8 protein-coding genes are annotated in these 10,957 nt (G+C 51.4%); 5 read left to right on the forward strand and 3 right to left on the reverse strand.

Going from position 1 to position 10,957, the window contains the following annotated elements:
• Positions 1-148: 148 nt before the first annotated feature.
• Complete coding sequence (locus Afil_RS04475; protein ID WP_230267315.1) at positions 149-1,102, reverse strand: M56 family metallopeptidase; 954 nt, start codon at positions 1,100-1,102, stop codon at positions 149-151.
• 747 nt (positions 1,103-1,849) lie between these two features.
• Between Afil_RS04475 and Afil_RS04480 the strand changes: the two genes are divergently transcribed.
• On the forward strand, positions 1,850-5,071 hold the full coding sequence (locus Afil_RS04480; RefSeq protein WP_230267316.1) for a heavy metal translocating P-type ATPase: 3,222 nt from the start codon (positions 1,850-1,852) through the stop codon (positions 5,069-5,071).
• Positions 5,072-5,232: 161 nt separating this feature from the next.
• Here the strand turns inward: Afil_RS04480 and nrdG are convergent, their stop codons facing one another.
• A complete protein-coding gene (gene nrdG, locus Afil_RS04485) occupies positions 5,233-5,778 on the reverse strand; it encodes an anaerobic ribonucleoside-triphosphate reductase activating protein (RefSeq protein ID WP_230267317.1) in 546 nt (181 codons plus the stop codon).
• Between the two features lie 327 nt (positions 5,779-6,105).
• Here nrdG and Afil_RS04490 point away from each other — a divergent pair, with 327 nt between their 5' ends.
• From Afil_RS04490 to Afil_RS04500, 3 genes are all read left to right on the forward strand, one after another.
• Positions 6,106-6,939, forward strand: coding sequence for an AIM24 family protein (locus tag Afil_RS04490; RefSeq protein WP_230267318.1), 834 nt, complete (start codon positions 6,106-6,108; stop codon positions 6,937-6,939).
• Positions 6,940-7,118: 179 nt separating this feature from the next.
• Positions 7,119-7,505: a BlaI/MecI/CopY family transcriptional regulator gene (locus Afil_RS04495; protein ID WP_230267319.1), complete on the forward strand. Its 387-nt coding sequence runs from the start codon at positions 7,119-7,121 to the stop codon at positions 7,503-7,505.
• A gap of 264 nt (positions 7,506-7,769) precedes the next feature.
• Positions 7,770-8,543 (forward strand): hypothetical protein, encoded by a 774-nt coding sequence (locus Afil_RS04500; protein WP_230267320.1) that lies wholly within the window; start codon positions 7,770-7,772, stop codon positions 8,541-8,543.
• Between the two features lie 177 nt (positions 8,544-8,720).
• Here the strand turns inward: Afil_RS04500 and Afil_RS04505 are convergent, their stop codons facing one another.
• Positions 8,721-10,481 carry a hypothetical protein gene (locus Afil_RS04505; RefSeq protein ID WP_230267321.1) on the reverse strand — a complete coding sequence of 587 codons (1,761 nt, stop codon included), beginning with the start codon at positions 10,479-10,481 and terminating at the stop codon, positions 8,721-8,723.
• 286 nt (positions 10,482-10,767) lie between these two features.
• On the opposite strand from Afil_RS04505, the gene Afil_RS04510 reads away from it, so the two are divergent.
• Positions 10,768-10,957 (forward strand): hypothetical protein (locus tag Afil_RS04510; RefSeq protein ID WP_230267322.1); only part of this gene is annotated, 190 nt, incomplete at its 3' end.

Genomic DNA, 10,957 nt, shown 5'->3' on the forward strand with positions numbered 1-10,957 from the left:
TCGAAAATCGATTTGATCCGGAACATCCATTTGCAAAACGAATAAAGTCCCGAATGCGAAGCGGCAGAAACCGGTTCGATTCGGGACTTTTTACATGTGCAGTGCAGAGTGCAGAAACCGGATGGATCTTTGAAAAAGAAAGCCGGATTCAGATCGCGTAAATCGAAATGAGAATCAGTGAAGAGAAAAACGCGCAGGCAAAAGGAATCCAGAGAACAGCCGCAGGCGGCTGTTTCGGTTCGCTTTGCGACGTGTCGATCAGAACGCGGATGCGCGATTCAAGAGCACGGGTCGACGTGCTGCGGGAAAAGGCGGAGAGCCGCACAAAGTTGGTATGCGGAAACGTGCGGGAAGACGGAGCCGCAAAGCGAAGCACCGTCCGGGAGTAATTGAGACGATTTAGCGGCGTGCGCTGTTCGGTGATCTGTCGATCGACGCGGATTTCGCTGAACAGTTCCAGCACGGGACGAATCCGCGTGAGGCCCGGCAGCCACCAGTAGACAATCGTCAGCGTCAGATACAGCTTTTTCAAGAGCGCGTCCTCGTTGCACAGATGACACACCTCATGCAAAATGATGAACTCATATTCGTCTGGATGCATCGGCACGTCCGGCAGGATGATAGCCGGATGATGATCGAGGCGTACAAAGGAAAACGGAACGGACGGAGAAATATAAAGATCAAAGTCCGGACCGCAGTAGTCCGGGATGAAATCGGTAATCGCGTACTGTTTTGCGGTATCGAGAACCATATCCATCAGAACCTGTTCTTTCTCATATCGTCGCCGGTATCGCACAAACGCAATAGCCGCGCCGGCCAGCCAGATCCAGCTCAGCCAGCCAAAGCCGTTCGTACCAAGAAACGACACGGTTTCCAGGTGGTGATCGATCAGAGGAAAGAGGCCATTCCAGGGCAGCTCGACCCCGAGCTGAAAGCTGCAGGGAAGAAACATGCGAAAGAAATAGGTGCACAATACCGCCATAAAAAGGCAGGGATGAATGCGGCTGGCCAGAGAAGAATTATGAAGAAGTACAGCCAGCACAGCCATCAGACATATACAAAACAGAAGCGCCATGAATACCGAATAGACAGACAGCAGCATAATGTACCTTCTTTCCATATTCGGAGTTGCAATTCAGAGGCTTAAAAAATGGAAGGGACGGATCGCATGCTGCATTGTGCGGGGAAAACCGCATGCAAATCCAAGTGGTTCTATTTTAGCAAAAAAAATGCTCATCAAACTCAAAAAGTATAAAATACGCAATTTTTTAAAGGAATATATCTATTCGATGAAAATTTGAAATTATTCGCTAAAAAATACAATCATGACGGAAAATCCGTATATCCATTGGACCTGCGCTGTTTTTGCTATTAATACATCCGCTTACATTTGTCTAAGCCCGCGGGAAAATATACCAAAAAATTCATACTGACGCTAAAAAAAAATAACGATTTGGAAACGAAAATCAGCATTTGGAAAAGCGCTTCCAGAAAAGAGCGTTTTTTTGCGAGTTTGTTTAAGTAAACTTCTGAGAAGACCGATCGAAAAGAGCGTGCTACAATGGCTCTGCAAGCACTCAGGGGATGTGAGTGCTGATCTTTATGCACTCGCTGCAGTTTTCTGCACCGCTCAGAGAACAGGCATTATCCGGGATATCGATGGAAGTTTCTTTTACGATGTTTTTGATTTTGAAGGCTGCAGTCTGAATCGACTCCGATTTGCGGCGCCTTGCTTCTGTCCGGTTTTCCATCGGATTTCCCATCCGAAAAAGGCGGAGCCGCAAGTCGATTTCGCCGGTGTACAGACTGTATGGAACATAAAGAATCACGGTATAGAAAGGATGGTCCTATGGAAAAAGAGATGGAAAAACAAGTCTTTGACGTTTCCGGCATGACGTGTGCTTCCTGCCAGGCAGCCGTTACCCGGGCCGTTTCCAAACTGGACGGCGTCGAAAGCGCGGACGTGTCTCTGCTCGCACAGAACATGCGGGTGGAATACGATCCAAAGCTCGTCAATCCGGCCGAGATTGAAAAAGCGGTAGCCGATGCCGGCTATTCCGCCACGCTTCAGCAGGCGGAAACGGGTTCCTCCAAACCGGAAAGTGCCGCGCAGATCTGGGAAGATCGAAGCGAACGCATTCGCAAGGAAACGGAAGACAAAAAGAAAAAGCTGATTTGTTCGCTTATTCTGCTGGCAATTCTGCTTTGCTTCTCCATGCTTCCAATGCTGGGCGTGTTCTCCTTTTTCATGGATATGGAATGGATGATGGCCGATGCCTGCATCCAGATGTTCCTGTCCACGGTAATCCTGTTCATTCAGCGGGATTTCTTCACGCACGGATTTAAAACTCTGCTTCACGGCAGCCCGAATATGGATACGCTCGTTGCGGTCGGCTCTTCTGTATCCTTTATTTACGGCTTTTACGGCCTGCTCACCATGGCGTACGGCTATGGAACGATGGATCATGAACTGATCCATTCCGGCATGAACGCGCTGTACTTTGAAAGTGCGGCGATGATCGTTACCCTGGTTTCTCTGGGCAAGTATCTCGAAGCGCGCTCCAAATCCAAAACCGGCGACGCGCTGGCCAAACTGGTCAGTCTGGCGCCGAAAACCGCATTTGTAAAACGCGGGGATGACTTTGTGGAAATCCCGGCGGAAGACGTCCGCGCCGGAGATCTGGTCCGCATTGTTCCGGGTGCCTCGATTCCAGTCGACGGTACCGTTGTGGAAGGTTCCGGTACGCTGGACCAGTCGGCCATTACCGGCGAATCGATGCCGGTCGAAAAAGCCATCGGCGACGAGGTCATGTCCGCTTCGACCAACCTGAACGGTTCGTTTGTCATGCGGGCGACGAAAGTCGGTTCCGATACGACGCTTTCTCAAATTATTTCGCTGGTCGATGAAGCCGGCAACTCCAAGGCACCAATCGCGCGTCTGGCCGACAAGGTTTCCGGCGTGTTCGTTCCGGTCGTTCTCGGCATTTCTCTTGTTACCCTGATCGGCTGGCTGATCGCCGGCCACAGCATTGGCTTTGCGCTGAACTGCGCGATTTCCGTACTCGTTATTTCCTGCCCGTGTGCGCTGGGTCTGGCCACGCCGCTGGCCATCATGGTCGCGACCGGCAAAGCCGCGCAGTACGGCATTCTCGTCAAATCCGCCGGCGTGCTCGAAGAACTGGCGAAAGTCAATACCGTGGTTCTCGACAAGACCGGAACCATTACCCGCGGCAAACCGGCCGTCGTATCCCTCACCCTGTTTGGCGATCGATACGATGCCGATGCGTTTATGACGATTGCTGCTTCGGCGGAATCCGGTTCGGAACATCCGCTGGCTAAAGCGGTTCTGGAAGAAGCCAAAAAAGAAAACCGCAGTCTGTATGCGGCCTCGGATTTCAAGGCCTTTGGCGGACGCGGTCTGGAAGTTATGGTGAACGGCATTTTCGTTCAGGCCGGCAACCAGGCATTCATGAACGAAGAACATGTAGCGCTCGATGAAAAAGCGCTCGAAGCTGCTTCAGAAATTGCGCGCAAAGGCGGAACGCCGCTCTTCTTCGCCTTTGATCATGAACTTTGCGGCATCATCGGCGCGGCCGATGAAATTCGTCCGACCTCGCGCGATGCCATCGCGTTGCTGCGCAAGGAAGGCATCGATGTCATTATGCTGACGGGGGACAACGCGCAGACCGCCAAGGCGGTTTCGCAGGGCCTCGAACTCAGCAATGTCATCTCGGATGTTCTGCCGGGCGATAAAGAATCAGTTATTCGCAAACTGGAAGACGAAGGCAAGATCGTGGCCATGGTCGGCGACGGCATTAACGATGCCCCGGCTCTGACTCGTGCTGACGTCGGCTTTGCGATTCAGTCCGGTACCGATATCGCGATGGAATCCGCAGATATCGTTTTGATGAAAAACAATCTGCTCGATGTCGTTACTGCCGTTGGGCTGTCCCGCGCCACCATTCGCAATATTAAGGAAAACCTGTTCTGGGCGTTCTTCTACAACATCCTGGGCATCCCGGTTGCCATGGGTCTCTTCTACCCGATTAACGGCTGGCTGCTCAACCCGATGATCGGCGCTGCAGCGATGTCCTTCTCGTCGGTTACCGTCTGCCTCAATGCCCTGCGTCTGCGCTTCTTCAAGCCGGCCAAGGCGATTTCCCAGATGGAAAGCCCAGAAGCCGAAAAGCAGCAGGAAGCCATCCAGATTTCCAAACTGCCCGCTGTGCCGTCCGCTGAGATGACCGCCTCTGCACTGGCATCCGAAGTGAGTGCCGCTTCCACCGCACAGAAACGGGCAGAAACAGCCCAACCGTCCGAACCGGCGCATAAAGGCCTGAAGGGAACCCCGCTCGTATGGGGCGATGCGAAATCCGCAAAAGCGGCTCAGGCAGCGCCTGCAGCGCGCAATGCCGAACCGGCGGCAGAACAGACCGTTCGCTTTGACGTAGACGGCATGACGTGTGCGCATTGCCAGAAGCATGTAACGCAGGCTTTGCAGAAGATCGATGGCGTACGCGCTGCAGAAGTCACGCTGAAACCGGGCGAAGCCCTCGTTCTGGCCGATCGTCCGATTGAACTTTCGGCCTATGAAGAAGCGGTAAAGGACGCCGGCTATGAAACCCGCACAGCCATTCCGCAGATGAGTGCCTTCCTCAAGGATTTCCATCCGCAAAACGAAGGCGAAATTACAGCTTTATTTGATGATTTAAAGAAAGACTATCCAGAACTGACCTGGATGGTTTACAGTGCCCCGGCGCAGCAGATTACCCTTTGCGGAGATACGCTGCCCGAAGAAGGCGATATTTTTGAAGAGATCGCAAAACTGGAAAAATCCAGCAACGAAGCAGGCGAAGGAGGTGAGATGATGACTCTGACTATTGACGGCATGTCCTGCCAGCATTGCGTTGCCCGCGTTGAAAAAGCGCTGCAGGGCGTAGAAGGCGTTGAATCCGTAAAAGTGGATCTCGCCAGCGGCAAGGCAGTTGTAACGGGAAAAGATCTCAGCGCAGCTGCACTGGCAAAAGCCGTAACCGCAGCCGGCTATTCGGTATCCGCAATCGATGACTGATTCAAGGATTGAAGCCGAAAACAAAGTTTTTTTCACTGTATTACACTGGTAAAGTTTCAGAAAAGTACAAAAAAAGGGTGCCGAAAGGCACCTTTTTTTACGGCTGAAAGGCAGCGGTTTTTCAAATGGGATGATCGTACGCGTTTAGGCGAACGGCCTGGCTAGTTCTGTCCGTTTCCGAAGAAGGTCGGATCGTACAGGACGATATCCTGCGCCTTGAGCGACGCGGGAACATCGATCAGACGCTGGTTGGACGAGCCGCAGAACAGAAGTGAGAGATCTTTCTTGGCTTCCACAAACGGGCCGTCGACGAGGACGTTCAGGCTGTTCAGAATGGTGTCGGTCCATGGGGTGTGGCGACGGCCGCCATCGAGCAGGTCGCGGTCGAGAATGTAGCCGGTGTACATCCAGATCGTTTTTTCCGGGAGTTCTTCACGAACGCGCGCAACCAGATGGGATACGGCTTCCTGATTGGAAATTTCAAACGGATCGCCGCCAAGAACGGTCAGGCCGTCGATGTACTTCGGAGCCAGCGCTTTTAAGATTTCGTCTTCGGTCTGGGATGTCCATGGCTTTCCATAGTCGAAATCCCAGGTTTCCTGCTGGAAGCAGCCAGGGCAATGATTGAGGCATCCGGAGACGAAAAGCGAAACGCGGACACCGGTACCATTGGCAATATCAAATTTTTTAATTTCACCGTAATTCATGATAGTTTTCCTTTACATTTTTATATATGAATATAAATCCAGTTATCTTTTTTTCGCATCTTCAGCGGCTGAGTCACCAGACAGGCGGCCTAGGGGTTGAGGGTGCATAGCCAATACTAACGGGCAGAGAATTTTCTGTCAAAAATACCGTACACCCGACAAGCGCAGATGGAGTCTGCAGAAATCTGCGCCCGCGCAAAGTCGCGGATCCCGCCGATTCCAGACCCTTTCATCGAAAAAGCCGGGAGCAGACGGTAAAATCAGAAGAGAGAACGAAAAAGAAGAAAAAGCGGCGATCCGTCTGTGAATCGCCATAAGGAGAAAGCCATGTACGCCGTATACAATCTGACCACAAGCCCTAACGTGAGCGTTGAAGACCAGTCCGGCCCGTTTCGCGTGCTCAAGCACAAGCTGGATTATTCGATCCCGTATGAAAACGCCATGGAAGCCTGGTTTGCGGCGAAAATGGGCAAGCATAAACGCCAGCTCGTCTGTTCGCTCGATGTCGATGACGTGCGCATTGCGGAAGGCATGATGCAGTGGATGGTCGGTTATTGCGAAATGGACAGCGGCGTGCGCAACGTGACTTCGCTGTTTGGGAAAATGATTACCGGCAAAATGACGGGGCAGAAAGCCGTCTCCCCCTGCTATCGCGGGGAAGGCACGATCGTCTGCGAGCCGGTAGACGATGAGATTTTGCTGATCGATCTGGCGGAGTGGCCTGACGGCATCGTCATTTCGCCCAACAGCTTTCTTGCCTGCTCCGGCGGCGTACGCCAGAGCGTCACCAGCCGGACGAGTCTGTCTTCGGCCGTATTTGCCAAGGAAGGCCTGTTTTCCATGCGTCTGGATGGAGAGGGCACAGCGGCCATTCTTTCGCCCTGCGTGGAAGAACAGCTCATTCTTGTGGAAATTACCGACGATGTGCTGCGCGTGGACGGCAGTTTCGCGATCGCCTGGTCGGGCAGCCTGACGCTGACCGTGGAAACGCCGGGCTCTTCAGCCACAGCGTCCTTTCTCAGCAAGGAAGGACTTGTGAATACGTACCGAGGAACCGGCAAGGTCCTTCTCGCGCCATTTATCCGGGAAGAGCTGTCCGAAGACGCTTTAGCAGATTCTGCATCCAAAAACGAGAGCGCTTCTTCCAATACGGTCAGCTGAATGCCGAAATGAGGCCAGATTTGGATTTTGTAGGAAATTCTTGATTATTTTTGTCTGTTCTTTTGTATAATCGTTGTTCAAAAAATTTCGTTTTACTAAAATGAAGATGGTGGAAAAGTGGTTAAACTCAATCGGCGATTTAACCGGATTGAATTTTTACGCAATAGGGAGATGAATTTATGGAACAAAACGGACTGACCAAACGCGAATCCCAAATAATGAATATTCTTTGGAACAGCGAACAGCCTATATCTGCACACGAAATTCTGCTGGCTTCCCCGGAACTCAGCCGGAATACGATCCAGATCGTACTCAAAAAATTACAGACGCTCGGATTTATTGAGGTAGCTGGATTCAGCTATCACAAAAATGCACTGACGCGTACGTTTAAGCCGATTATTTCGCAAAGTCAGTACATTGCCCAGTCTCTGGCAGATAATGCCTCTTATGAGCTGGCGATGAACTTCATTCGTCAGACCGAGGATTCAGCGATTCTTGATGAACTGGAAAAGCTGATCCAGGAAAAGCAGAAACTGCTTCGGTGCGAGAAAGACCGCGGCGAATGATCTAAAGGAAAAAAATAAATACGTGGGCAAGCTGACCGCCTGTCCGCAGAAACAAGCCTAAAGGCCCGCATTCTGGATTTTATAACCAGGATGCTTTTTTTAATGCTCATAAAAAAATAGTTCTATACATTTTTGCCAAAAAAGGCTGGAAAATGTCAAAAAATGTACTATGAGCGCTCAAAAATGCACGGCTGAACTCATCGGATATATCATCGTATTCATACCAAGAGGCCTAGTAAAATGGGAAAGAATAATACGAAAGATATGAAAATACGACGAGAACGGCTTTTGATGCTCGGACAGAGACCGTTTCCGATCACCATCGAATGGAAGGCGATTCCGGCCCCTGTTCTGTACGTCAGGGAGGATCTGTCCCTGCATATTTCTCTTTCGCTATATGAGAAAGAAGAAGAAATTCTGTCGAGTCTGCAGTCTCGAGAAGCGGATCTTCTCTGTCAGATTGCGACGCGGATTCGAAACCGGGACTTTTCCCGTCCAATCGATCTGGGTGAGGAAAACGGGTATCCGTTCTCTGTGCGCACAATTTTCGGTTTCCCCTGTCACGAAGAAATTTTACCGGGTAAAGATTTCTGCAAGCTTGAGGAAAGCGTATACCGCATCTATACGTCCAGCCTGGACGTTTTTGACCACATCCGTACGCTCATTCGCGAAGATCTTAATGCGCGCCTGCAGATCGCCTATAAAGAAGCCTGGGCCGATTCGGCGGATCGTCTGGCAGCCGCCGGACTGGATGGACCTTTTCCCGTACTGGAGATTCATGCCGATCAGCCATGGCCGATGCAGGTCGATCTGGATCGGAAGATCGTTCAGGTGCATCCCTACGTCGTGGAATATCCCAGAGAATACATTCTCTATTCCGCGCTTTCCGCTCTGGCTCACCTGGCCTGCGAGGAAGATGAGCAGGCGTACGCGTTTTTGATGGATGAACTGCTCGAAGACTGGGAAGAAATCCGCGAGCATGGCCGCAGAGTGTCCGGCGACCGTAAGCGTTCGAAGCAGCAGTCCTCACTTTCCTGATCCTCGGATCAAGCGTTGGAAACAGAACAGCCCCGCTTTCTTTCCAGTTCGTTCTGGCAAAGAAAGCGGGGCTGTATATTTTGTATTCCGTCCGGCGGGTGTTCTTGAAGCAGCCTGTTCAAGGGAGTGTTCAAGGATGGCCCGCGTATTCAGAGCGTTTATTTGGCAGGGCGTCGATTATTTCGCGCCTTTATTGTTTTTGCGGGTGATGATGAAGAATGCGCCAAGGGCAACGAGAGCGCCGATGAACAGACCGATCATCGGGTACAGGTTCGTCTGGGTAGCTGTGTCTGCACCGCTCGATTTGGGCTGTGCCGCTTTTTCTACGTTAAACGGATCGGTGTTCCAGTTGCGTTCGATCATGCCGTCGTTAAAGCCGAGAATGATCTGTTCGGTTCCGCTGCCGGAAGCAGGCGGGTTGAAGGAAAGGATCGCGCTGATCTTGGTGTCCGGTTTCATGTTCTTCACCTGATCGGCGTTGAAGGTAACGGTATAGACTTTCTGTTTCTTATCGTTGGTGGATTCGGCAATTTCCGGTTTTACTTCGGTTCCGTCCACTTTCACGGTTTTAACGCCTGTGAGATACGTACCCTGTTCCTGGGTGAAGGTCAGAACCATTTTTTCCGGTTTGTTTTTGAGCGTCAGATTGATGGTCATCGTCTGATCGTTCTTGTTGTAGGATTCGTAGCCGGTCACTGGGTCGCAGACAAAACGGAACGCATGCTTGGATTCGTAAGGAATGGTATGAATGCCGTTGTCGACATCGGCCAGGATACGGCTGTCACCGGCAGGAGCGTTGCGGTTCAGCTTCAGGACAAACTTGATGCTTGAGGTTGCTGTCATGGCATCTACGGCACTCTGCGGGAGCGTTACGAGAACGCCGTTTGTGCTGGCAGCGGTTTTGGTGCTGGATTGGGAGCTGGACGAATTCGAAGAATCCGAAGTGCTGGAATCGGCTTTGCTTTTCGTCTGAAGTTCGGTTTTTACGCCGTCAATTTCTTTTCCGTCTACGGTAACGGTGACTTCCGGCAGACGGGCGGATTCGCTGGAGCCGGAAGTCTGATCCTTGATCAGCAGAGCTTCCGGACTGGATTCAAAGCGAACGCTGAGCGATTTTGGCTTCTGGCTGGCTTTGAGATCGAGCGTCCAGGTCGCATCCTGTGCGGAGTAATTGCTGGAAACGGAGGACCAGTCGCTGGTCAGTTCAAAATCGCAGCTCTGTTCCTGCATTTCGTCGTGGGAAGCGTCAGTCGCGTTTTTACCGGCATACACCTGGGAAGTGGTACGGATTTCTACATCCTTGCTTCCGGAATAGGCGTTGAAGGTGAAGACGACAACGTCGCCGTCGCGCAGATCCTTAAGCCGATCCGCGGAGAAGGAATACAGGTATTTTCCGTCGAGGTCCGAAGTCGTCTGATCGCGTCCGTCGATCTCGATCGCTTTGTTTGCGACCGTAATGGAAGCGGGTTCCGGATCAATTTCAGCATCGCCGCCGGCGGTCTGAACCCAGTTCAGCTGGAAGGCCAGCGATGTCGGAACTTTTTTCACGGTAAACGTGCAGGTCAGCGTGTTCTTTTCCTTGTCAAAAGCGGAGGATGTGTACTCTACAAACTCCGATTTTTCTTCCGAAGAAGAGTCGGAAGAATCCGAAGAGTCCGAGCTGGAATCGGAAGAATCCGCAGCCGGATTTTTCTCCGTCTGATTGTTCTGGATTTTTTCTACGGGAATCGGCTTGGACGGAGTACCGGACGGGCTGGTTCCCGGATCGTTTTCCCCTTTCAGCGCCTCTTCGTTTGCGGCATCTGCAGCGGAAGAATCCGTTACGGTCGAAGTTTCTTCTTCCGGTGCGGTATTCTCCTGAGCAAATAAAGGGAAGGTTCCCAGAGAAAGAGAGGCGGAGAGCAGCAGAGCTGCCAGAGAGCGGACATTAGATTTCATATCAGCAATTTTTCCTTTCTTAAACACCCGGACCAGCACAGGGCAGCGTCTTGAACAGACAGCCGGCCGCTGCGGAAGCGGGCAAATGAAAAAGCAGAGTCAGAATTCAGCCCGGGCTCTTCTCAAAAAAAGCGCGGGGCGAAAGATCTCCTGCATAGCAGGATACGGGATGCCGCGAAAGCTGTCAGTTCAAAAACAATTGCACAGCCATTTTCGCGGATTGATTCGCCCTCTATTCTACTAGCCAATTCGGGCGAAAACAAACGCATATTGAAAACGCAAACAAATGAAAGAAATGAAGCAAGCCGGGTTAAAAAGATACAGAACGCTTCAAAGAGCGTATCCGGAATGTAAGCGTCAAATAAAAGACGGGTATTTTCTCGACCGCCTCCTTGGGATAATTCCTTTATTCAAGGAGGCTTTTTCATGGAATCAATCATCCCTGCAATCGATCTCGGTATCGATTTCTCCAAAGT

Origin of the sequence: Allobaculum fili (assembly GCF_020969955.1) — a bacterium.
Taxonomy (GTDB): Bacteria; Bacillota_I; Bacilli_A; order Erysipelotrichales; family Erysipelotrichaceae; genus Allobaculum; species Allobaculum fili.

Excerpts from the sequence above, each read along its gene's own strand:
- Afil_RS04500 (WP_230267320.1), top strand. The coding sequence starts at position 7,770 with ATGAAAATACGACGAGAACGGCTTTTGATGCTCGGACAGAGACCGTTT.
- Afil_RS04505 (WP_230267321.1), bottom strand. The coding sequence starts at position 10,481 with ATGAAATCTAATGTCCGCTCTCTGGCAGCTCTGCTGCTCTCCGCCTCT.
- Afil_RS04480 (WP_230267316.1), top strand. The coding sequence starts at position 1,850 with ATGGAAAAAGAGATGGAAAAACAAGTCTTTGACGTTTCCGGCATGACG.
- Afil_RS04495 (WP_230267319.1), top strand. The coding sequence starts at position 7,119 with ATGGAACAAAACGGACTGACCAAACGCGAATCCCAAATAATGAATATT.
- Afil_RS04475 (WP_230267315.1), bottom strand. The coding sequence starts at position 1,102 with ATGCTGCTGTCTGTCTATTCGGTATTCATGGCGCTTCTGTTTTGTATA.
- nrdG (WP_230267317.1), bottom strand. The coding sequence starts at position 5,778 with ATGAATTACGGTGAAATTAAAAAATTTGATATTGCCAATGGTACCGGT.
- Afil_RS04490 (WP_230267318.1), top strand. The coding sequence starts at position 6,106 with ATGTACGCCGTATACAATCTGACCACAAGCCCTAACGTGAGCGTTGAA.